The organism is Tropicimonas sp. S265A, assembly GCF_049800835.1.
Lineage (GTDB): Bacteria > Pseudomonadota > Alphaproteobacteria > Rhodobacterales > Rhodobacteraceae > Dinoroseobacter.
Genome location: NZ_JBNAFU010000001.1, coordinates 1,333,318 through 1,354,731 on the forward strand (window position 1 = coordinate 1,333,318; position 21,414 = coordinate 1,354,731).

Sequence of the window (21,414 nt, forward strand, 5' to 3'; positions counted from 1 at the left end):
GTTCCCGGCCTACGGTTCCTTCAACGCGGTATAAGCGAGCAGTGCATGAGGCAGGTTTCATCGGCAGGGGAAGGCGCTCAGGGCCACTTGGCCTCCGGTGGCAGGCTCATGAGGACGGCCGTGGCGTCATGACCCGTTTCCAACCCGAACTTCGTACCCCGGTCATAGACAAGATTGTATTCGGCATAGAGGCCGCGGTGAACGAGCTGAGCTTCCTTGTCGTCCCGTGTCCACGAAAGGTCTCGGTTGCGCTCGGTCACGGGAACGAACGCCGGCAGGAACGCACGTCCGACATCTTGTGTGAAGGCAAAGTCTGCCTCCCAGTCGCCGGTATTGTGGTCGTCATAGAAGATCCCACCAACCCCACGCGCGCGTCCGCGATGGGGCACGAAGAAATACTCATCCGCCCATTCCTTGTAGCGCGGATAGTAAGCTGCATCATGCTTGTCGCAGTACTGCTTGAGCACATCATGAAAAAACCCGGTATCCTCGGTCTTTTCAAGACAGGGATTGAGGTCGGAGCCACCGCCAAACCACCACGCATGCGGGGTCCAGAACATTCGTGTGTTCATGTGCACTGCGGGTGTATGCGGGTTTTGCATATGGGCAACCAGGCTGATGCCGGACGCCCAGAAGCGTGGATCTTCGGCCATGCCGGGAATGCCCTTGCGCGCCGCCATGGCAGCCTGCGCCCGGTCGCCAAGTTCCCCGTACACGGTCGAGATGTTGACGCCGACCTTCTCAAAAACGCGCCCGCCGCGCATGACACTCATCAATCCGCCGCCGGCATCCCCGCCATCGGGCGCATCGCGGCGCGTTTGCGTGACCTCGAACCGACCCGCCGGACGCTCCGCAAAAGGACCCGTGGATTGCGCATCCTCAAGCGCCTCGAAAGACGCGACAATGTCATCACGCAACTGTCGAAACCAGGCGGAGGCACGGGCCTTCTTGTCGGAAAATTCGTCGGTCATCTTCGTCTCCTTCACTTGCGCCCAGAGCTAGCATCTTCCATCGGGGGTGTCAGGTGAAAATGACACATCGGATTGCCCTGACCGCGCTCCTCGGACTGGTTGCATGCTCGGAGCCGGAAGATGTTTGCTTTGAACAATCCACACGCGAATACGTCGCGGCGAAACAGCTGATTGCCGAGGCGCGGTCAGCGGCGGAAACGGGATTTACCGTCACCCCCGAACGGGTCGATTTTCTGGACGTCTCGGAATGCGGCCCGACCCTCGAAGATCGCGAGATTTGCACCACACAGTCGTCGAAGACACTGCCGGGTTTTGCACTCGCCGACACAGAAACAGCAGCGAAACTCGCTGAAACCCTGACGGAACAGCTTCCGGAACTGGAGGCGCGCGCGCGGCGCGCGTATCAGGTTTGCCTGCTCAATGGGCCGGTAGGGTGACCGGGTCGAGCAACGTACGCCCGCCATCGATCGTGATGATCTGCCCTGTCACGAAGCCGGCCCCAGGGGAGGCAAGGTATTGAACAGCGTCCGCGACTTCGGTGGATTTTGCGATCCGGGACATCGGCGTGCAGTCGAGGATCTGGCCCCGCAACTCACGGTTGTCTTTCAAAACGTCCTTCAGACTCGCGCTCATCACGCTGCCAAACGCCACCGAGTTGACCCTTATGCGATGCGGCGCCAAGGCGACCGCCATTGATCGCGTGAGCTGATCGAGTGCGGCAGAGGCGATAGAGTAGCCCAACAGCTTGGGATGGGTTTGCCGTGGTGCGATCGACGAGAGATTGACGATCGAACCGGTTTCCTCCTCGTCGTTGCCCTCGGTCTCTGCTTGCTTGATCATCCGTTTGGCAACCAGTTGCGTCATGCGCAAGGACGTCAGCATGTTTTGCTGCATCATCGCTTCGACCTGATCCGCATCCGGCTCAAGCGGGTCTGACACTTCGATCTGGCGGCTGGCGTTGACCAGGATATCAACGCGATCGAACGCGTCGATCGTTGCGGACAGCAGATTTGCCTGCGTCAGGCGTTCACGCAAATCGCCGGCGAAGTAGCGGGCTGTGCCTGCATCTTCTTCGGCTTTGCCGACCTCGCTCTTGAGGTGCTCTTCATCGCGGTCGGCATACATGACGTTCGCGCCGTGATCCACGAACTGCTTGGCGATCGCAAGGCCGACGCCGTTTGCGGCACCAGTTACAATCGCCGTTTTTCCGGTGATCGAAAAGGACATCGTCGTACTCCTTTAAGCGTCACTGCAGTGAGGGCGCAGGACGCGGCTTGCGCGCATGGAGGATCTTGAAACCATCTCTGGTGGCGCGCGTCGACAATTCGGCAAAGCAGTCCGAAAGCACCGCCTCGTACGGCAAATGCTGGTTGGCGACAAGGGTCAGGCTTGCGTCGCGCTTCAGCCGACGGGCGGCCGCACGTACGAACGCTTGACCGAGTCCGGGATCGGCCTTGCGAGAGGGATGAAAGGGCGGGTTCATGAGAATGGCGTCGTAGTCGCCACCCTCGAAGTTCAAAGCATCGGCCCAAAAAAAATGCGCACGCGGATCGGTGACATTGGCGCGCGCGGCGTCCAGTGCGGCCCATTCGGCCTCGATCAGGTCGATCCGGTCGATGGCGGGCATGCGCTGCAGAGCCTCTGCCGAAAGGTACCCCCACCCGGCACCCAGGTCTGCAACGCGACCGGACAAGGGGGGCAGCGTATTGATCAAAAGGGCCGATCCGCGATCGACTGCATCAGCAGAGAAAACACCGGGAGCGGTATGCCATCCCGTGGGGCCTGTGGCGGGCGTCATCCACGCGGCGGCGGCGTCGGGGATGATGGCCGGGCGTGTGAACCAGAACAGCTTTCCATGTGCCTTGGACAGGGTGTCCAATGGGCTGAAAATCTTCTTGCAATCCTTCAGGAGGCTTTCGACCCCGTCAGTCTTGGCCCCATCCACGACGATCATGCCTCCGGGGTCGACCAATGCGACAGCGCGCGCGACGAGAAGCCTTGCGTGATCCCGACTTCGCGGGACACGGACGTACGAAGCCGCATATCTGCCGCTGGCTTCGGCTGAGACTTCAGCAGCGCGAGAAATCCATGCGTCGTGCGCCGGACGAAACCCATGCGCCACGGTCGTGCGCTCCAGCGGCAACCCTGTCACCCTAGGATCGGGTCGCATGGCAAGCACGGGGCCGGGAGGCCAACACAAGGCCCCCTGATCGAGGGCCATTTCAAGTCTGGGAGAGGTCATTGCAGAGCAGTCGAAGACGGACTGCTATTCCTTTTCCATGGTACACTGCAGCGGGTGCTGATGGCGGCGCGCGAAGTCCATGACCTGCGCCACTTTCGTTTCAGCGATCTCGTAGGAGAACACACCGACCACCGCCACGCCCTTCTTGTGCACTGTCAGCATCAATTCCACCGCCTGACCGTGGGTCATGCCGAAGAAACGCTCCAGAACGTGCACGACAAACTCCATCGGCGTGTAGTCATCATTCAGGATCAACACCTTGTAAAGCGGCGGCTTTTCGGTCTTGGTCTGGGTCTTGGTGATGACGGAGGTGTCGTCACCCGGCGTCTCGGGGGTGTCTGCCATGCGTATCGGGGCTTTTTCGATCATGCGCATCCACTCTGGTCCTGCGGTTCAGCTTGGCAATATAAGGCCATACAGAGGGGAGAAAAGAGGGTCGCCCGGAACTCTGCCATCAAATCCCTCGCCAAACACGAAAAGAACTGTCGAAACGCCCCAATGCCCAATTCGTTAACGACAATCGCCTTCGACGCAGACGATACCCTGTGGCAAAACGAGCAGTTTTTCCGCCTCACCCAAGCCCGATTCGCAGAATTGCTGCGCAACTACACCGAGGAAGACCATTTGATGGATCGCCTGCTGGAGGCAGAACATCGCAACCTCGGGCACTACGGTTTCGGCATCAAGGGTTTCGTCCTGTCGATGATCGAAACTGCATTGGAAGTCACTGATCACAAGGTTTCGGGCGAGGTGATCGCCGAGCTTCTGGCAGCCGGGCAAGACATGCTTCGCCATCCAATCCACCTGCTGCCGCACGTGGAAGAGACCGTGGGCACCCTCGCCGAAAACTACCGCATAGTGTTGATCACCAAAGGCGACTTGCTGGATCAGGAACGCAAGCTCGCGCAATCGGGGCTGGGCGACAGGTTCGACGCCGTCGAAATCGTTTCGCACAAGACGCGGGCCACGTACGATCAGGTGTTCGCTGCAGACCCGCTTGGACCAAGCGGCGCGATGATGGTGGGAAACTCTCTCAAGTCCGATGTCATTCCGGCACTGGAGGCCGGGGCATGGGCCGTTTACGTGCCCCATGACCTGACGTGGGAACTTGAGCACGCACCCAAGCCCGCAGGCTCCGCACGGTTCCGAGAGATTCCGGACCTCGGCCACTTGCCGGCCTTGATCGACCAAATCAGCACCTGACCAAAGAGGGCCGCTTGTGTCGGCTCTCATCGCAGGCTCAAGATATGCCCTGTACCACCTGAAAATACAGCGCTTTTTAATAAAAGCAGGCGTTCCCCGTGCAGTCGTTTCGTGCTACGGTGGTGGCAATAAAAAGCGTCCAACGAGGCGCAGAGGCAGTTACAGGATCGAGCGCACATGTCAGCCCATCGCACAGGTGGGGTCTGCAGGCTCCTTGGAGTCGCGACCACAATCGCAATTCTTTTTCTTTCAGGCGCGGTGAGCGCAGCCCCATATGCGGCCATGGTCATGGATGCGCGATCGGGCAAGGTACTGCACGCGGAAAATGCAGACACGCGGCTCCACCCGGCCTCTCTGACGAAGATGATGACCCTTTACATCGCCTTCGAAGCAGTGCGGCTGGGGGAAATTACACTTGATACCAAGGTGCGCGTGTCCAAGAAAGCGGCGGCCGAAGTTCCATCGAAACTGGGCTTGAAACCCGGCCAGCGTATCGCGCTGAGATACCTTATCCGCGCATCGGCAGTGAAATCCGCGAATGATGCAGCCACAGCAATCGGCGAGGCGATCTCGGGGTCGGAGGCGGCCTTCGCTCGCCGCATGAACCGCACGGCCAAGGCACTCGGGATGACCCGCACGACCTTCAAGAATGCCCATGGATTGACCGAGGCTGGCCACCTGTCCACGGCGCGCGACATGACCGTTCTGGGGCGCCGGCTGTTTTATGATTATCCGCAGTACTACAACCTCTTCTCTCGCCAGGCGACGAACACCACGATGGGAACGGTGCGCAACACCAACCGACGGCTGCTGAATGCCTATCGCGGCGCGGACGGGATCAAGACCGGGTACACGCGTGCGGCTGGCTTCAACCTGGTCGCCTCGGCGGAACGCGGGCAGGAGCGGATCATCGCAACCGTGTTCGGCGGTCGCTCCACCGCGACGCGCAACGCCCGGGTGGCGGAATTGCTGAACCTCGGCTTCCGCAAGGCCCCGACGCGGGTCGCGGTACGCAAACCCGCATTGCCGAACTATGCCAATGTACCGGCTGCACGTACCGTGCGCACGCAACTTGCAGTGACCCGGAGCCCGCGCCCGGTGCCGCGTCCGGGAGGGCAGCAACCCGCTGCAACTCTGCTGGCGTCGATCGCACCATCGGTCGAAACCGCAATCGCGCAAACCGCAGCGGAGCTTCAGTTGGCTCAACAGGAAGCTGCCAAGTATGATATCGCAAACGTCCTCGTGCGCGAGGCAGAGGAGTCACCCGGGCGCCCGGCCCCGAGACCGAACCGCACTGTGGAACCGGTGGCAGAGCCTGATACGGTGGAAGTGGCCCAAGCCGATACGACCGAACAAACCGAGCTTCCGAACATCGTGAACAGCGACGTTGCCGCCGATTCAAGCGGGACACTGCAACGCGGACCAGCCCCGGACGCGCAAACCGAAGACCGCCGCAATGCCGCGGCAGTTGCGACGGGGGCGGTGGCGTCCCCTCGCCCGGCTGACGCACCGGCGCCACGTCGGTTTGCGACCGTCACCGACGCCGTCACCGAGATAGTCTCACGCGCGTCAACATCCGGCGGTCGCCACTGGGGGATCAACGTTGGCGCGTACCCAACGCAGTATCAGGCCGAGCGCGCCTTGCTAAAGATTGCCCTCAAGGAAATCGGAACGCTGGACGAGGCCTTGCGCAAGGTCTCAAGAAGCGGAGGACAGTTTCAAGCCAATTTCGTCGGCCTGAACCAGGACACTGCGACGTTGGCCTGCCGCCGACTGACCGCGCAAAACATCCCCTGCGAGCCGCTTAGCCCGCCGTCGTAATCGACCAGACCTGCGGTTACTGCTTGGGCTTGTCGTCGAATTCGTCTGACAGGATACGCTGGCTATCACCTTCGGGGTCGTCGAACTGGCGCGTCTTGACCATCCAGAAGAACCCCGCAAGCCCGACTGTGCCAAGAAACAGCGAGATTGGGATCAGATAGGACAGGACTTCCATCAGCGCCTCACTTCAAACGCAGCGAATTCAGCGTCACTGTAATGGAAGAGAGCGACATCGCCAACGCAGCCATCAGAGGCGTGGCAAGACCGGCAATTGCCAACGGCACCGCAACGATGTTGTAGATCGTCGAAATGGTGAAATTCTCATGGATGCGTTTGGTGGACTGTCGGGCGGTTTCGAGGACGTGTGCAATCGGGGACATATCCTGGCCGAGCAGGACCATATCTGACGCAACACGTGCTGCATCAAGTGCCGTCGCAGGAGAAATAGACACGTGCGCCGCAGCCAGCGCCGCGGTGTCGTTCAGACCATCCCCGACCATCAGGACCCGAGCGCCTTCGGCGGTGCGGGCTTCGATATGCGCAACCTTGTCCTCGGGCAGACATTCGGCCTGCCATGTCGAAATGCCAAGAGCATCCGCAACCCGCGAGACGGCTTGGGGTGTGTCGCCGGACAAAAGGGTGACCTTCGTCCCCTGAGCGCGCAGGGCCGCCACGGCCTCCGCGGCACCTTCGCGCAAGGCGTCGCTGAAGCGGAACGCCAGCGGCGACTGGGTGCCGATCTGCAGCCATGTCGCTGTGTCCCCGCCTGTCGGCGCGCCGACCCAGTCCGCCCGACCCAGGCGAACCCTTTGACCTTGCCACATCGCCTGCACACCGTGGCCGGGAACCTCGCGCAGGTCTTCAACGGTCGCCACGTCACCGTCTGCATCGCGCAACAAGGCTTCCGCCAGAGGATGCGTCGAGCCTTGGGCCAGGGCCCGCGCCACGGACAGTGCCACCGTGTCGGCGTCATGACCCAGCAACTGCGGTGTCCCCTTGGTCAGCGTGCCTGTCTTGTCGAAAACGACTTCGTCCACTTCAGCCAGACGCTCCAACGCGGTTCCGTCCTTGATCAGCAAGCCCCGCTTGAAAAGCTTGCCGGATGCGGCAGTTGTCACCGCAGGAACGGCGAGGCCTAGGGCGCACGGACAGGTGATGATCAAGACCGCCGACGCGATGTTCAGCGAAAGCCGAAGATCACCGGAATAGAGGTACCACCCTACCCCTGTCAGCACCGCCAGAATGTGGACCCCAGGCGCATAAAGCGCCGCAGCGCGATCCGCAAGCGACGTGTATCTGGACCGCGCGCTTTCGGCGACCGCAACAAGGTCCGCAATGCGGTGCAGCGAGCTGTCTTCACCGGCGGCCGTGACCCTGATTGTCAAGACACCGGTCAGGTTCATCTCCCCAGCGGCCACCTGATCGCCCGGCTGCGCGCGCACAGGCAGACTCTCTCCGGTGAGCAAGCCGCGGTCTCGCTCTGACATGCCGGCCTCGACAACACCGTCTACGGGAATGCGCCCGCCGGGTTTGACGATCACGACATCCCCGACGGCGAGTTCTGCGATCGGGGTCAGCACCTCTGTTCCGCCAACAAGTTTGGTCGCACGCGGCACCTCAAGTGCCGCAAGTTCCTGTGCGGCGGACCGCGCGGATGCGCGCATTCGGAAATCGAGGTATCTGCCTGCGAGCAGGAAAAACGTCAACGAAACGGCTGCGTCGAAATAGGCATGTTTGCCGGACTGTGACGTTTCATAGAGCGACATTCCGACCGCCAACAGAATCGCGAGCGAAATCGGTACATCCATGTTCAGGCGACCGTTTTTCAACGCGGCCCATGCATTCCGGAAGAAGGGCTGCGCGCAGAACCCGACGGTCGGAATGGCAATTGCCGCAGAAATCCAGTGGAACATGTCGCGGGTCGCGTCTTCGGCACCGGACCAGACCGCAACCGACAAAAGCATGATATTCATCATTGCAAAGCCGGACACGGCAAGGCGCATAAGCAACTCCCGCGCAGGTCGATCCGCCTCGGCATTGCCGAGCTGCGCGGGATCGAGTTCGTAGGCTTCAAACCCCTTGCCGGTCAGCATCTCCGCCAGATCATGCGCGCTCACACCATCTTCGGCATCCACAAGAGCGCGCTTCAGTGTCAGGTTCACGCGCGCAGCAGACACGCCGGGGACCGCATGCAGCAATCGCTCCACCCCGGAGATACAGGCAGCGCAATGAATCTTGGGCAGTGACAGCACAAGCCGCCCCTCGGGCTTGCGGCCCCGGGCAACACTTTCCGCCATCGCACCGGCCGCGCAAGCGGGGCAGGCCGAGGGCGTTTGGGCTGTCACATCGCTCATATCAATCGCGCACGTGCAGGATCATACGCTGCTGAAACACGGTACCATCTGGTGCCTTTGCCTGAAGGCGCAGGTTCCAGTTCCCGCCGTCCAGGTCAACGGGCGCGGCAAAATCCATGCCTGTCCAGAACAGAGCCGGGGAAAAGTCATCCCGCACGTGGGTCGCGCGCCCTAGCGTTGCCGAGACGAGTTCAGCCTCTACCGGCTGTCCTGCCTCATCAAGGATGATCAGGTGAAGCATCCCCTCCTCCACCTTTGCCGATACGTCCCAGCCGAGCGCCAGTTGCGCATCGCGGTTTTCATCGAACTTCTGGCTCGCGACGTAAGAATTCTTGACCTCGAGCCCGGGAAAGGTGGACACCGCGTTGTAAGCCATCGTCAGGTTCACCGCGATGATCGTCCCGAAAGCGCCCACCATGATCATCAACATATGCCGACCGGTGAACTCGCGCTCTTTCACATTGCTCATCTGCTGCCCTTTCCATTGAAAACAGTGTCTTTGAACGCCCGCTCCTGCGAGGTTGCATCTTCAACCCAGATCCTGACGTCCGTCCGGTCGCCCTCTGCCGCTGCACTTCCCGCATCCCCGATAATGTAGACACGTTGGAGGAAGGTGCTGTCAGCAGGCACATTGACCCATGTCGTGTCGGTGCCTTCGAGGTCGAGACGCAGGGGCGCGCTGCTGACGACCGACAGGTCGAACCGGCGCTCCTCTCCGTGCTTGTTGAGTAGGCGCACTTCGTAGGTATTCCGAATGGCGCCGTCCGAGAGTGTCACGAAAATCGGATTGCGCACCGGCGCGACCGTCATTTCGATTTCGGAGCGCAGGAATAAAGCCACGGTCAGGCCTATCCCGACGCCCGCCCACAGCGTGGTGTACAAGATCGTCCGCGGGCGGAGGATATGCTGCCACGGTCGGCGACCCGCCTTTCCCTGCCGCTCCAGCGTTTCATCCGAAAGCGCCATATAGTCCACAAGTCCGCGGGGTTTGCCCATCTTGGCCATGATGTCATCGCAGGCATCGATACACAGCGCACAAGTGATACATTCGAGCTGCTGACCATTTCGGATATCGATACCCACCGGGCACACATTCACGCAGGCCATGCAATCGATACAATCACCCATCGGTTCCCCGGCTTTCACAGCGTCGGAATGCTTGCGCGGCTCCCCGCGCCATTCGCGATAGCCAACGGTCAGGGTATCCTCATCCATCATCGCAGCCTGAATACGTGGCCACGGGCAGGCATAGATACAGATCTGCTCGCGCGCGAAGCCGCCAAACAGAAAGGTCGTCGCGGTCAGTACGGCGATCGTGGTGTAGGCAATCGGATGTGCGTCGAAGGTCAGAAGATCGCGCAGCAAGGTCGGGGCGTCGGTAAAATAAAACACCCAAGCCCCCCCGGTCGCGACGGCGATCAGCAGCCAGATCGCCCATTTCGTGGCGCGCAGTCGCACTTTCTTTGCGCTGAGCGGCGCGCGATGCAAGCGCAGGCGGTTGTTGCGATCCCCTTCGACCCAGCGCTCGACAAGGATAAACAGGTCGGTCCAAACGGTCTGAGGGCACGCGTACCCACACCACACCCGCCCCATGGCCGATGTGAACAGGAACAAGCCGAGGCCCGCCATAATCAGGAGACCCGCAACGAAATAGAATTCGTGGGGCCAGATCTCGATCATGAAGAAGTAAAACCGCCGGTTCGCCAGATCGACCAGAACCGCCTGATCCGGCAAGTTGGGCCCTCTGTCCCAACGGATCCATGGCGTCAGATAGTAGATCCCCAGCGTTACCGCCATGATCCACCATTTCATTGTTCGAAAGCTGCCCGAAACACGTTTCGGAAAAATGGGTTCCCGCGCTGCGTAAAGGCTTTGCGGTTCTTCAGCTGATGACACGTCGCGACTCCAAGTCCTAAAGCTTAGTATGTCATTTGGCTTTTTTGATGCGACTCCACATTGACCTGAGTCAAAAAACGACTGCGGCGGCCTGTCTCGACCTGGTTTTTTTTGACAGGCCAGACAGCAAGAAACCCGCAATCGAGATTGCGGGTTTCGATGGCGTTCTGTGGGCAAAGGTCAACTCGGACGGCGATGCCTGACCCAGAGCAGCAAGCCAGCGCCGCCAAGCAACAAGGGTAGCCCACCTGGCAAGGGCGTTACCGCAAGCGGCGTCGCAGCGGCGGAAGGCAAAGGTGGCAGTGGTGCATCATCAAGATTGAAGAAACTGGCGCCGTTCGAGCGGGTAAATACGCCGACACGCCCCGCCACGCCGGAGAAATCACCACCAACCGAAAACCCGGTAAGAGAAGCCCCCGCCTCGCGTAGTTCGAAGCTGATCCGGTCAGTGGCCACGCTAAGAGAAAAGTCGTATTCGACCCGCGCCGACCACAAAAGCGACTCGTCGCGCCAAAGGACGTCTGTGACGCCTTCATCCTCGGAAACAAGCATCAAACCACCGAAGCGACGTCCGGCTTCCCAATCGTGATCCTCACCCCCGGTCCAGGTTATGCGATAGTTGTTGAAGCCGTTTTCATAGCCAAACACCAGACCTAGAATATCGTCATCCTCGGGTGCGTATATGGTCCCCGAAAAATCAAACGGCGACGAGACGATCTCGTTTGTAACGACCGCCAGATCGCCATTGCCGTAGATATTCACGAAACCATCACCGGTCGCGCTTGTCCCGGATTGGTTTTCCTTGATCGGATCATCTGCGTTGATCCAATCCGTAGCGTCAAGGGTGACCGCAGACGCGCCGCCAGCCGTGCACAGCATGAGGACAGCGGCAGCGATGTTTTTCACGAGGGGTGACATGCCCGTTTACCTTCAAGTCAAAATCGTTCGATTGTTGGTTAATGAGGCAATAGGGCGTGATTACGGCCAATAGTGGGGAAGGGTTTGGCATTTCGACCGCAGCGAGGTCGCGCCGGAAAAACATGGCACCGACCCCCAGGAAATGCGCGAACAGGAAGGGGATCGGTGCCGAAACCGGGCAGGCGCCCGATGTCTTGGGTGGGGAGGGCTTACTCGCCCCCTCCAAGCTGATGAACATAGGTGGCGACGGCCGCGATTTGAGCCTCGGTCAGACGCTCACTCCACGGTGGCATCACCCCATAGCGGGAGTAGGTCACGGTCTCACGAAGCGTGTCCGCATCACCACCATAGAGCCAGATGGCATCGGACAGGTTCGGTGCACCCTGATAGATGTCCCCGCTGCCGTCATCCATATGGCAGGCGGCACAGTTGTCGAGATAGACGGTTTCACCCGCTGCCACGAGGCTTGCGTCTTCAGGCTCACCTGACAGGCTCATCACATAGTTGACCACTTGCTCGATCTCTTCTTCGGCGAGGATGTCGCCAAAGGCCGGCATCTCGGAATAGCGCGCGTCGAGGTCATCCTCGTTGCGGATTCCGTGTGCAATGGTCAACTGGATGTCTTCGATCGTGCCACCCCAGAGCCAGTCATTGTCGAGCAGGTTGGGATACCCGCCCGCCTGGACACCGGCAGCGCCGGAACCGTGGCATTGCGCACACCAGGTGCGGAAGACTGCCGCACCGCCCGAAACCGCATAGCGATAAAGCTCTTCGTTTTCAGAAAGCGTGGTCAGGTCTGCCGCCGCCAGTTGCGTATCCAGACCGGAGTTCTTCTCCTGGAATTCGGCAATGTCCTTGGCCACTTCGGCGCGGGTCGAGAAGCCGAGCACCCCAGGGGTCGCACCATTGATCAGAGGCCAGGCCGGATAGGCAATCGTGTAGAGCAGACCCCACGCGATACAGGCGTAGAAGGTCCACAGCCACCAGCGCGGGAGGGGATTGTTATACTCTTCGATCCCATCCCAAGAGTGGCCGGTGGTTTCGACCTCTTTTTTGTCGTCAGGCTTCTTACTCATAGCCGCGCCTCCTTGAACTGGGCGATACGCTCGTTGACGTCCGGAATACCGGCACCTCGCGCAGCGGCGGGTTTATCTTCGTGGCGAAACGGGATGCCCGCGACGTCCTTGTGCGTGTCCTTCGTCCCCGGACGGAGGGCCCAAAGGCACACTCCGACAAAGAAGACGAACAGGAACAGAAGCATCCAGCTGTCCGCGAATTCCCGCATGAGAGAATAGGTGTCCATGTCCTGTCCTCCTTACCGGCTTGCGTCGGGGGTAAAGGTCTCGAAGTCGACCAGTGTCCCGAGCATCTGAAGATAAGCGATGATTGCGTCCATCTCGGTCAGTTGTGGCTGACCATCGAAGTTCCGCGTTTGCGCCTTGGGGTACCGAGCGACGACCGCATCCCAATCCCCATCGGGGTCGGCCTGCGCCAGGAAGTCGGATCGCGCGTTCTCGATCTGCTCATCGGTGTAAGGCACGCCAACGAAGCGGTGTGTGCTCATCAGGTCCCCGATGCGCTCGCCATCCAGTTCGCGATCCATCAGGAAAGCGTATTTCGGCATCACGGATTCGGGCACCACAGACTGCGGGTCCATCATGTGATCGACATGCCAGTCATCCGAGTAGCGTCCACCGACACGGGCCAGATCAGGTCCGGTCCGCTTGGAGCCCCACTGGAACGGATGGTCGTACATCGACTCCGCAGCCAGCGAGTAGTGGCCGTAACGCTCCACCTCGTCGCGCATCGGGCGGATCATCTGGGAGTGGCAGACATAGCACCCCTCCCGGATGTAGATCTCCCGCCCCTGCAGCTCCAGCGGGGAGTAGGGGCGCATGCCCTCCACTTCCTCGATGGTGTTCTCCAGGTAGAAGAGCGGTGCGATCTGCACGATACCGCCGATGGTGACGACCAGGAAGCTGAACACCAGCAACAGGGTCGCGTTCTTTTCGAGGACCTTGTGTTTATCAAGAATAGCCATTCTCTGGTCCCTCCTTATTCAGCCGGTGCTGCAATCGGAGCAGAAGACTTCTTCTCTTCGCCGCGGGTCACAGTCCATAGCAGGTTAAGACACATGATGATTGCGCCAGCGAGGTAGAGCACACCGCCCAGACCGCGCACCACGTACATCGGGAACTTGGCGGACACCGTGTCGGCGAAGGAGTTCACGAGGAAGCCCTGCGCATCCACTTCACGCCACATCAGACCCTCCATGATGCCCGTGACCCACATGGCCGAGGCGTAGAGGACGATACCGATGGTGGCGAGCCAGAAATGCCAGCTGACCATCGACAGGCTGTAGAGCTTTTCACGGTTCCACAGGCGCGGCACCAGGAAGTACAGCGCACCGAACGTGATCATGCCATTCCAGCCAAGCGCGCCGGAGTGCACATGTCCGATCGTCCAGTCCGTGTAGTGGCTCAACGAGTTCACGGCACGGATCGACATCATCGGACCTTCGAAGGTCGACATGCCGTAGAAGCCGATCGAGATCACCATCATCCGGATCACAGGGTCGGTCCGCAGCTTGTCCCATGCGCCCGAGAGCGTCATCAGACCGTTGATCATGCCACCCCAGCTCGGCATCCACAGGATGATCGAAAAGACCATACCGAGGGTCGATGCCCAGTCAGGCAGTGCCGTGTAGTGCAGGTGGTGGGGACCGGCCCAGATATACAGGAAGATCAGGGCCCAGAAGTGGATGATCGACAGCTTGTAGCTGAACACCGGGCGCTCGGCCTGTTTCGGGACGAAGTAGTACATCATGCCGAGGAAGCCCGCCGTCAGGAAGAAGCCCACGGCGTTGTGGCCGTACCACCATTGGGTCATCGCGTCCTGCACACCAGCAAACAACTGCACTGACCGGGAGCCAAAGATCGACACCGGAATGGACAGGTTATTGACGATATGCAGCATCGCTACCGTCACGATGAAGCTCAGAAGGAACCAGTTCGCAACGTAGATGTGCTTTTCCTTGCGGGTCATGATCGTCCCGAGGAACACCATCAGATAGGCGACCCAGACAATGGTCAGCCACAGGTCAACGTACCACTCGGGCTCTGCGTATTCCTTGGACTGGGTTGCCCCAAGCAAATAACCGGTCGCCGCAAGGACGATGAACAGGTTGTAGCCCCAGAACACGAACCACGCGAGGTTTCCGCCCCAAAGCCGCGCAGCGGAGGTCCGCTGGACAATGTAGAAGGACGTGCACAGCAGCGCGTTGCCGCCAAAGGCGAAAATCACTGCGGACGTGTGCAGCGGACGCAATCGGCCAAAGTTCGCGTAGCCTTCGGCCCACGCGAAGTTCAATTCCGGGAAAGCCAACTGGAACGCAATAAACGTACCCGCCAGAAACCCGACAACGCCCCAGAGGGCGGTTGCGATGACGCCGTAGCGTACAACGCCGTCCATGTATTCACTTGTGTCGATGACCTTGGGCTCGTCCACTCGGCGAACTTGCCAGAGGAACATCCCTCCGGCGATGACCATGATCAAGACAGCGTGGATCTGATAGGCCAGGTCATGTGCATAGTTGGCGGCGATTGCCGCGCCCAGTGCGACCAGACCAAGCAGTACGATTTTAACGTAGTCCCACATTGATCGTCCCTTCTTTTGACCGAAGCGACCGACTCAAAACACGGACTCCGGCGTTAATTATGGGGTTTACATGCGGGTTTCGGATTGGGGCCTCCTTGATCCATGTCAAAACTTTCAGTGGACCGCTTCAGAAGCCCCGAGATTTGAGACCAAAGTCGTAACCAATACGCACCTTTGGCCGAGGCAATCCGGCTTTCTTAAAGAAAATCAAGTGGTTCGAATAAGCCGTGTGTCAATCAAACTGGACACTTCGCGCGATTTGCGACAATCGCGCGCAGATGCTCACAAACATGGGGAACCGCAGAGTGCGAGATCAGACGAGGAAACCGCCGTCGCTGTCGTCGCCTGTTTCATCGAGCAAAACAGAGAAATCCGGGATCGTGACTTCGCGCTTGCCCTGCAACTTGATCACACCATCGCGCTTGAGCGCGGAGACCTGTCGCGACACGGTTTCGAGCGTAAGGCCGAGGTAGTCAGCCATGGCCTCGCGGGTCATCGGCAGATCAAAGGTGAAATCGGTCTCGTGATCATGCTGGGCGATCGCTGCCTTGCGGCGGGCGATGATCGCCAGAAGGCTCGCGATCTTCTCGCGCGCGGTCTTACGCCCCAGCAGCAACAGCCATTCCCGCGCCGCATCCAACTCGTCCAGCGTCATCTCAAGCAGGCGCTGTGCAACGTGCGGCGTGGTGTTCATCAACTCTTCGAACGGGCCGCGACGGAAACAGCACAGCGTAACCTTGGTCGATGCCGTGACGTCGTAGGGCGCCACGAGTCGACCGGGCCGGCCAAGGAAATCAGACGGCAAAAGCAAGCCGACCATCTGGCGCCGGCCATCTTCCATCGTCTGGCTGAGCGAGGCGATTCCGTCCACAACGGACGCAACGAAATTCAGTTCGTCACCAGACCAGACGATGGTCTGTCCAGCCTCGAAATCGCGGTAGTATTTCATCGACTCCAGCAATTCCAATTCCTCGGCATCGCAGCGTGCGCACACTGCCCGATGACGGATTGGGCATTCAGAGCAATCTTTATTGAATTGAAGCGTTTGGGTGGCCGTTTGCATGGATTGATCTGGGTCAAGGACATAGGAGATGAGTTGTTCGATGGTAGCCGTATGGATACCAAAACGCAACTTGCACGGCTTGGCCTATTTGACGCGCGTGTGCCCCGCTACACGAGCTATCCGACAGCGACGCATTTCGCTGACGGCATTGGGCCAAGGAACTTTGTGGACTGGATCGGTCAGATCGCTCCGGAAACGGAGATCTCACTGTACGTGCATGTGCCGTTCTGCCGCCGGCTGTGCTGGTTTTGCGCATGTCGGACGCAAGGAACGCAATCGACGGAACCGGTCCGCGCCTATGTGGAAACGCTGAAGACCGAGATAGAAATCCTCCGTCAGGCGCTGCCCGAAGGGGTGAAGCTTTCGCGCCTGCACTGGGGCGGCGGCACACCGACCTTGCTTGCCCCTGACATGATGGCAGACCTGGCCACGGCACTGTTTTCTGTGGCGCCCAAGACAGACAGGACCGAATTCTCGGTCGAGATCGATCCGAACGAGATTGACGACGCGCGGCTTGATGCGCTGGCGTCGGCCGGCATGAACCGTGCCTCGATCGGTGTCCAGGACTTCGACCCTGATATCCAAAAAGCCATTGGCCGGGATCAGAGCTTCGAGATCACGCAAGCCGCTGTGGATGGGCTGCGCGCGCGCGGGATCACCTCGCTCAACGCGGATATCCTGTATGGTCTGCCCTATCAGAACGATCAGAAGATCACGGACTCCGTGCAGAAACTTCTGTCACTCAACCCGGACAGGGTCGCGCTTTACGGATATGCGCACGTGCCCTGGATGGCGCGGCGCCAGAACCTGATCCCGACCGAGGCCTTACCAACGCCGGAACAACGCTTGGCACTCTTCGACATCGCGCGCAGGCTGTTCCGTTGGGACAATTACGCCGAGATCGGGATCGACCATTTCGCCCGGTTCGACGATGGGCTGGCACAGGCTGCTCAGGCCGGCACGCTGCGCAGAAATTTCCAAGGTTACACGGATGACACTGCGCCTGTGCTGATCGGGCTTGGTGCGTCTGCAATCTCGCGCTTCCCTCAGGGATATGCGCAAAACGCCCCGGGCACGGCTCAATATCAAAAGGCCATTCGGGCGGGCCAGTTCTCGGTCGCCAAGGGACACGCGTTCCGCGACGAAGACACTCTGCGGTCACGCATGATCGAGATGATCATGTGCGAGTTCGCAATCAACGGCACAGCACTTCAAACCGAATTCGGCGTGCCCGCAACACGCCTGAAAGAGATGTACCGGGTCGCAGAAGCCGCTTTTCCCGGCATGCTGGAGCTAGTTGATGGTGGGCTGTCGCTGCGCATCAAGCCCGATGGGCGCCCCCTGACACGCATGATCGCGCGCGCATTCGACGGCTACGAAGCGCCTGCGGGAAGCCACTCTATCGCGACGTGATCAAGCCGCTCCGCGGTCCATGAAGGCCGCGGCAAGCAGTTCACGCGTGTAGTCAGAGCTCGGGTTTTCGAAGATCTGCGTCCCTTCGCCCACCTCCACGACATCACCAGCGCGCATGACAATCACCTTGTGGCTCAAAGCGCGCACAACCTTCAGGTCGTGCGATATGAAGATATAGGCGAGGTTGTGCTTGCGTTGCAGGTCACGCAACAGATCCACGATCTGAACCTGCACAGTCATATCGAGCGCGGACGTCGGTTCATCCAGAACGACAAGTTTAGGACGCAGGATCATCGCGCGCGCGATGGCAATACGTTGCCTTTGACCTCCGGAGAATTCATGCGGATAGCGATCCATCATGGACGGATCCAATCCGACCTCGGTCAGGATTTCGGCCACCATCTCGCGCGGGTTGCGCCCGTCTTCGACGCCGTGCACCCCCAGACCCTCGGCGATGATCTGTGCAATGGTCATGCGCGGGCTCAGCGAACCATAGGGGTCCTGAAACACCACCTGCATGTCCTTGCGCAGGCTGCGCAGTTTCTTGGAGGACCAGCCCTGAATATTCTCACTCGCGTACACGATCCGGCCTTCGGACGAAATCAGGCGCAGGATTGCCAGCGCCAGCGTGGTCTTGCCTGATCCGGACTCGCCCACCACCCCCAGTGTCTCGCCCGCGCGGACCGAAATCGACGCCTCATTCACGGCCTTCACGTGACCGACAGTCTTTTTCAGGATCCCGCGCTGGATCGGAAACCAGACCTTGAGGCGATCGGTCGAAACGATTTCTTCCGCGGTTTCCGGCACGGGACCGGGTGTACCGGATGGCTCGGCTGCCAGCAGTTTCTGTGTGTAGGGGTGTTGGGGGTTCGCAAAAATTTCGGCCGTCGGGCCACTCTCCACAATCTCGCCGCCTTGCATGACGCAGACCCGATCTGCGATCCGCCGCACGATGGCGAGGTCATGCGTAATGAACAGAAGGCTCATGCCTTCGGACGCCTTGAGATCGGCAAGCAGGTCAAGGATCTGCGCCTGAATCGTGACATCCAGCGCGGTTGTCGGTTCATCCGCGATCAACAGGTTGGGACCGTTCGCCAGCGCCATCGCGATCATGACCCGCTGGCGTTGCCCGCCCGACAGCTGGTGAGGATAGGATCCCAACCGGCTTTCGGCGTCACGAATGCCCACCTTCTCCAACAGTTCGATGATGCGGGCGCGCGCTGCGTCACCTTGTAGGTTCTGGTGCAGCGCGAGGCTTTCGGCGATCTGCTTTTCTAGAGTGTGAAGCGGGTTGAGGGACGTCATCGGTTCCTGGAAAATGAAGCTGACATCGTTGCCACGGACCCGGCGCAGTTCCGGCTCCGGCGCCCCGATCATCTCGGCCCCCTCGTAGGTCACCGACCCTGCCACCTGTGCTGACTCCGGCAACAGGGACACCGTGGAAAGGGCCGTGACCGACTTGCCTGACCCGGACTCGCCCACAAGTGCGACCGTCTCTCCGCGGTCGACCACGAAGCTCACGCCGCGCACCGCCTGCGAGGTCTTCCCATCCTGCGTGAAACTCACGCGCAGGTCAGTCACCTGAAGGACCGGATCGCTCATGAAAAGGTCTTTCTGGGGTCAAAGGCATCGCGGACCCCTTCGAAGATGAACACCAGCAGCGACAGCATGATCGCGAAGGTGAAGAAAGCGGTAAAGGCCAGCCACGGGGCCTGCAGGTTCTGTTTGGCCTGCAACGTCAACTCCCCCAGGGAGGGGGCCGAGGACGGCAAACCGAACCCGAGGAAATCGAGTGCAGCGAGAGACCCGATCGTTCCGGTGATGATGAAGGGCAGCATCGTCACCGTGGCAACCATGGCATTCGGCAGCACGTGGCGAAACATGATCGTGCCGTTTGAAACACCAAGCGCGCGGGCCGCGCGCACATACTCGAAGTTGCGCGCTCGCAGGAATTCCGCCCGCACCACGCCGACCAGCGCGGTCCAGCCAAACAGCACCATCAAGAACACAAGGAGCCAGAAATCCATCTGAAAGATCGCAGCGACGATGATGATGATGTAAAGGCTGGGTGTGGCCCCCCACAACTCGATGATCCGCTGAAAGATCAGGTCCGTCAGCCCCCCGAAGTAGCCTTGGATTGCGCCTGCCGCGATGCCGATCACGGATGTGATTACCGTAACGACCAGCGCGAAGGCCACCGATAGTCGGAACCCGTAGATGACACGTGCCAACACATCGCGCGCCGTATCGTCCGTGCCCAGAAGGTGGTTGCCGTCGGGGGCGGACGGGGCGGTGCCCTGGATGTCGTTCACAGTGTCGAAGCTGTAGGGAATTGGCGGCCAGAGCACCCAGCCCTTGTTAATCTCCTCTCCATCGACAATGCCGTCCTCGGCGTCCTCGATCACCCCCTCCGGATCATCCCAACACGCCTCGAGACCGCCGGACACGATAAGGCATTCAACTTCCACATCGCGGTAGACAGCCTCCGTCCGGAAATCCCCGCCGAATGCCGTTTCGGGATAAAAGGTCGTAACGGGTGTAAAGTAGTCATCCTGATATTTGACCAGCAGCGGACGATCGTTGGCGATCAGTTCCGCGAACAGCGAAAGTCCGAACAGGATCGAGAATATGATCAGAGACCAGTAAGCCCGCCGGTTCGCCTTGAAGTTCCGCCACCGACGCTGACCCAGCGGTGAAAGCGCGAAGAACCATTTTTTCTCGGGCGGCACAACAACTTCGGGTACGGGATCCGGGTGATGATCTTCGGCAACGGCCATTTCAGGTCTCCCGCGTCTCGAAATCGATCCGGGGGTCAATCCAGACATACATCAGGTCAGACAAGAGCCCGACCACAAGGCCGATGAGACCGAACACGAAGAGGGTCCCGAAAATCACCGGATAGTCGCGCGCAACCGCGGCCTCGAATCCCATCCGCCCCAAGCCATCAAGGCTGAAGATCGTCTCGATGATCAGTGAGCCGCCGAAAAACACGCTGACGAACACGGCCGGAAACCCGGCGATGATGATCAGCATCGCGTTCCTGAAGACATGCCCATACAGGACCTTGTTTTCGGCCAGTCCCTTGGCCTTGGCTGTCATGACGTACTGTTTCTTGATCTCATCGAGGAAAGAGTTCTTGGTCAGCAGCGTCAGGGTGGCAAACGCAGAGATCGTGGATGCCAGAACCGGCAAGGTGATGTGCCAGACATAGTCGATGATCTTACCGAACAGTGTCAGTTGGTCGAAATTGTCGGAGGTCAGGCCGCGCAATGGGAACCACTGGAAGTAAGACCCGCCGGCGAAAAGTACCAGCAGCAGGATCGCGAACAGGAACCCCGGGATCGCATAGGCCACGATTATCAGACCGGATGTCCAGGTATCGAAACTGGTGCCGTCGCGTACCGCCTTTCGGATGCCAAGCGGGATTGACACGAGATAGGCGATCAACGTGGACCAAAGCCCCAGCGTGATGGAGACAGGCAATTTCTCGATCACCAGATCGACGACCGAAATCGACCTGAAGTAGCTTTCCCCGAAATCGAACCGCGCATAGTCCCAGAGCATGTTCAGGAACCGGATATGGGCGGGTTTGTCGAACCCGAACTGGGCCTCCAGTTCTGCGATGAACTCCGGTGGCAAACCGCGCGCGCCCAGGTATCGGTCATCACCACCGCCTGCCCCGACATCGCCGCCACCGCCGCTGTCTCCTCCGCCGGCGATGTTTTCGAACACGTCTCCGCCACCTTCGAGTTGGGCCAGAACCTGCTCGACCGGGCCACCGGGAACGAACTGCGTGAGCGAGAAGTTGATCAGCATGATGCCGATCAGGGTCGGGATGATCAGCGCCAGACGACGCAGGATATACGCGCCCATCTT

Annotated in this window: 21 protein-coding genes; 4 read left to right on the forward strand and 17 right to left on the reverse strand. The window is 60.0% G+C overall.

What is annotated here, in order from left to right; all coding sequences use genetic code 11:
* Window positions 1-77: 77 nt before the first annotated feature.
* Window positions 78-971, reverse strand: a complete 894-nt coding sequence (gene hemF, locus ACP15N_RS06630) for an oxygen-dependent coproporphyrinogen oxidase (protein WP_425091432.1) — start codon at window positions 969-971, stop codon at window positions 78-80.
* 53 nt (window positions 972-1,024) lie between these two features.
* Between hemF and ACP15N_RS06635 the strand changes: the two genes are divergently transcribed.
* A complete protein-coding gene (locus ACP15N_RS06635) occupies window positions 1,025-1,408 on the forward strand; it encodes a hypothetical protein (protein ID WP_425091433.1) in 384 nt (127 codons plus the stop codon).
* Here ACP15N_RS06635 and ACP15N_RS06640 read toward each other — a convergent pair.
* The 3 genes from ACP15N_RS06640 to clpS all read right to left on the reverse strand — a co-directional run bounded on the left by ACP15N_RS06640 (window position 1,389) and on the right by clpS (window position 3,558).
* Entirely contained in the window at window positions 1,389-2,198 is an 810-nt protein-coding gene (locus ACP15N_RS06640; RefSeq protein ID WP_425091434.1) for an SDR family NAD(P)-dependent oxidoreductase, read from the reverse strand. The genes ACP15N_RS06635 and ACP15N_RS06640 overlap by 20 nt on opposite strands.
* A gap of 19 nt (window positions 2,199-2,217) precedes the next feature.
* Window positions 2,218-2,925 (reverse strand): class I SAM-dependent methyltransferase, encoded by a 708-nt coding sequence (locus ACP15N_RS06645; protein WP_425091435.1) that lies wholly within the window; start codon window positions 2,923-2,925, stop codon window positions 2,218-2,220.
* Window positions 2,926-3,237: 312 nt separating this feature from the next.
* Window positions 3,238-3,558: an ATP-dependent Clp protease adapter ClpS gene (gene clpS, locus ACP15N_RS06650; protein ID WP_425091436.1), complete on the reverse strand. Its 321-nt coding sequence runs from the start codon at window positions 3,556-3,558 to the stop codon at window positions 3,238-3,240.
* Between the two features lie 153 nt (window positions 3,559-3,711).
* Here clpS and ACP15N_RS06655 point away from each other — a divergent pair, with 153 nt between their 5' ends.
* Window positions 3,712-4,416, forward strand: coding sequence for an HAD family hydrolase (locus ACP15N_RS06655; protein WP_425091437.1), 705 nt, complete (start codon window positions 3,712-3,714; stop codon window positions 4,414-4,416).
* Between the two features lie 282 nt (window positions 4,417-4,698).
* A complete protein-coding gene (locus ACP15N_RS06660; protein WP_425091610.1) occupies window positions 4,699-6,237 on the forward strand; it encodes a serine hydrolase in 1,539 nt (512 codons plus the stop codon).
* A 16-nt stretch (window positions 6,238-6,253) separates the two neighbouring features.
* Here the strand turns inward: ACP15N_RS06660 and ccoS are convergent, their stop codons facing one another.
* The 10 genes from ccoS to fnrL all read right to left on the reverse strand — a co-directional run bounded on the left by ccoS (window position 6,254) and on the right by fnrL (window position 16,125).
* Complete coding sequence (gene ccoS / locus ACP15N_RS06665) at window positions 6,254-6,412, reverse strand: cbb3-type cytochrome oxidase assembly protein CcoS (protein ID WP_425091438.1); 159 nt, start codon at window positions 6,410-6,412, stop codon at window positions 6,254-6,256.
* Window positions 6,413-6,419: 7 nt separating this feature from the next.
* On the reverse strand, window positions 6,420-8,591 hold the full coding sequence (locus tag ACP15N_RS06670; protein ID WP_425091439.1) for a heavy metal translocating P-type ATPase: 2,172 nt from the start codon (window positions 8,589-8,591) through the stop codon (window positions 6,420-6,422).
* Between the two features lies 1 nt (window position 8,592).
* Window positions 8,593-9,060, reverse strand: a complete 468-nt coding sequence (locus ACP15N_RS06675; protein ID WP_425091440.1) for a FixH family protein — start codon at window positions 9,058-9,060, stop codon at window positions 8,593-8,595.
* The gene (gene ccoG / locus ACP15N_RS06680; protein ID WP_425091441.1) at window positions 9,057-10,403 is read right to left on the reverse strand and encodes a cytochrome c oxidase accessory protein CcoG; all 1,347 of its coding nucleotides are present in this window, start codon (window positions 10,401-10,403) and stop codon (window positions 9,057-9,059) included. The genes ACP15N_RS06675 and ccoG overlap by 4 nt, the downstream gene beginning before the upstream one ends.
* Before the next feature lie 264 nt (window positions 10,404-10,667).
* Window positions 10,668-11,405, reverse strand: a complete 738-nt coding sequence (locus ACP15N_RS06685) for a hypothetical protein (RefSeq protein ID WP_425091442.1) — start codon at window positions 11,403-11,405, stop codon at window positions 10,668-10,670.
* Window positions 11,406-11,614: 209 nt separating this feature from the next.
* Window positions 11,615-12,481, reverse strand: coding sequence for a cytochrome-c oxidase, cbb3-type subunit III (gene ccoP / locus ACP15N_RS06690; RefSeq protein WP_425091443.1), 867 nt, complete (start codon window positions 12,479-12,481; stop codon window positions 11,615-11,617).
* Window positions 12,478-12,708, reverse strand: a complete 231-nt coding sequence (locus ACP15N_RS06695; protein WP_425091444.1) for a cbb3-type cytochrome c oxidase subunit 3 — start codon at window positions 12,706-12,708, stop codon at window positions 12,478-12,480. The genes ccoP and ACP15N_RS06695 overlap by 4 nt, the downstream gene beginning before the upstream one ends.
* 12 nt (window positions 12,709-12,720) lie before the next feature.
* Window positions 12,721-13,446: a cytochrome-c oxidase, cbb3-type subunit II gene (gene ccoO / locus ACP15N_RS06700; RefSeq protein WP_425091445.1), complete on the reverse strand. Its 726-nt coding sequence runs from the start codon at window positions 13,444-13,446 to the stop codon at window positions 12,721-12,723.
* 14 nt (window positions 13,447-13,460) lie between these two features.
* Window positions 13,461-15,062 carry a cytochrome-c oxidase, cbb3-type subunit I gene (gene ccoN / locus ACP15N_RS06705; protein WP_425091446.1) on the reverse strand — a complete coding sequence of 534 codons (1,602 nt, stop codon included), beginning with the start codon at window positions 15,060-15,062 and terminating at the stop codon, window positions 13,461-13,463.
* A 313-nt stretch (window positions 15,063-15,375) separates the two neighbouring features.
* On the reverse strand, window positions 15,376-16,125 hold the full coding sequence (fnrL, locus tag ACP15N_RS06710) for a transcriptional regulator FnrL (protein WP_425091447.1): 750 nt from the start codon (window positions 16,123-16,125) through the stop codon (window positions 15,376-15,378).
* Window positions 16,126-16,176: 51 nt separating this feature from the next.
* On the opposite strand from fnrL, the gene hemN reads away from it, so the two are divergent.
* Complete coding sequence (hemN, locus tag ACP15N_RS06715) at window positions 16,177-17,538, forward strand: oxygen-independent coproporphyrinogen III oxidase (protein WP_425091448.1); 1,362 nt, start codon at window positions 16,177-16,179, stop codon at window positions 17,536-17,538.
* Here hemN and ACP15N_RS06720 read toward each other — a convergent pair whose 3' ends face one another.
* The 3 genes from ACP15N_RS06720 to ACP15N_RS06730 are packed head-to-tail and all read right to left on the reverse strand — an operon-like array spanning window position 17,539 to window position 21,411.
* The gene (locus ACP15N_RS06720) at window positions 17,539-19,140 is read right to left on the reverse strand and encodes an ABC transporter ATP-binding protein (protein ID WP_425091449.1); all 1,602 of its coding nucleotides are present in this window, start codon (window positions 19,138-19,140) and stop codon (window positions 17,539-17,541) included.
* Complete coding sequence (locus tag ACP15N_RS06725; protein WP_425091450.1) at window positions 19,137-20,315, reverse strand: ABC transporter permease; 1,179 nt, start codon at window positions 20,313-20,315, stop codon at window positions 19,137-19,139. The genes ACP15N_RS06720 and ACP15N_RS06725 overlap by 4 nt, the downstream gene beginning before the upstream one ends.
* A gap of 1 nt (window position 20,316) precedes the next feature.
* On the reverse strand, window positions 20,317-21,411 hold the full coding sequence (locus tag ACP15N_RS06730) for a microcin C ABC transporter permease YejB (protein WP_425091451.1): 1,095 nt from the start codon (window positions 21,409-21,411) through the stop codon (window positions 20,317-20,319).
* Window positions 21,412-21,414: the final 3 nt, after the last annotated feature.

Bases quoted from the DNA above. Each gene is read 5' to 3' on its own strand.
- hemF (WP_425091432.1), bottom strand. From the start codon at position 971: ATGACCGACGAATTTTCCGACAAGAAGGCCCGTGCCTCCGCCTGGTTT.
- ACP15N_RS06640 (WP_425091434.1), bottom strand. From the start codon at position 2,198: ATGTCCTTTTCGATCACCGGAAAAACGGCGATTGTAACTGGTGCCGCA.
- ACP15N_RS06645 (WP_425091435.1), bottom strand. From the start codon at position 2,925: ATGATCGTCGTGGATGGGGCCAAGACTGACGGGGTCGAAAGCCTCCTG.
- clpS (WP_425091436.1), bottom strand. From the start codon at position 3,558: ATGGCAGACACCCCCGAGACGCCGGGTGACGACACCTCCGTCATCACC.
- ACP15N_RS06655 (WP_425091437.1), top strand. From the start codon at position 3,712: ATGCCCAATTCGTTAACGACAATCGCCTTCGACGCAGACGATACCCTG.
- ACP15N_RS06660 (WP_425091610.1), top strand. From the start codon at position 4,699: ATGGTCATGGATGCGCGATCGGGCAAGGTACTGCACGCGGAAAATGCA.
- ccoS (WP_425091438.1), bottom strand. From the start codon at position 6,412: ATGGAAGTCCTGTCCTATCTGATCCCAATCTCGCTGTTTCTTGGCACA.
- ACP15N_RS06670 (WP_425091439.1), bottom strand. From the start codon at position 8,591: ATGAGCGATGTGACAGCCCAAACGCCCTCGGCCTGCCCCGCTTGCGCG.
- ACP15N_RS06675 (WP_425091440.1), bottom strand. From the start codon at position 9,060: ATGAGCAATGTGAAAGAGCGCGAGTTCACCGGTCGGCATATGTTGATG.
- ccoG (WP_425091441.1), bottom strand. From the start codon at position 10,403: ATGAAATGGTGGATCATGGCGGTAACGCTGGGGATCTACTATCTGACG.
- ACP15N_RS06685 (WP_425091442.1), bottom strand. From the start codon at position 11,405: ATGTCACCCCTCGTGAAAAACATCGCTGCCGCTGTCCTCATGCTGTGC.
- ccoP (WP_425091443.1), bottom strand. From the start codon at position 12,481: ATGAGTAAGAAGCCTGACGACAAAAAAGAGGTCGAAACCACCGGCCAC.
- ACP15N_RS06695 (WP_425091444.1), bottom strand. From the start codon at position 12,708: ATGGACACCTATTCTCTCATGCGGGAATTCGCGGACAGCTGGATGCTT.
- ccoO (WP_425091445.1), bottom strand. From the start codon at position 13,446: ATGGCTATTCTTGATAAACACAAGGTCCTCGAAAAGAACGCGACCCTG.
- ccoN (WP_425091446.1), bottom strand. From the start codon at position 15,062: ATGTGGGACTACGTTAAAATCGTACTGCTTGGTCTGGTCGCACTGGGC.
- fnrL (WP_425091447.1), bottom strand. From the start codon at position 16,125: ATGCAAACGGCCACCCAAACGCTTCAATTCAATAAAGATTGCTCTGAA.
- hemN (WP_425091448.1), top strand. From the start codon at position 16,177: ATGGATACCAAAACGCAACTTGCACGGCTTGGCCTATTTGACGCGCGT.
- ACP15N_RS06720 (WP_425091449.1), bottom strand. From the start codon at position 19,140: ATGAGCGATCCGGTCCTTCAGGTGACTGACCTGCGCGTGAGTTTCACG.
- ACP15N_RS06725 (WP_425091450.1), bottom strand. From the start codon at position 20,315: ATGGCCGTTGCCGAAGATCATCACCCGGATCCCGTACCCGAAGTTGTT.
- ACP15N_RS06730 (WP_425091451.1), bottom strand. From the start codon at position 21,411: ATGGGCGCGTATATCCTGCGTCGTCTGGCGCTGATCATCCCGACCCTG.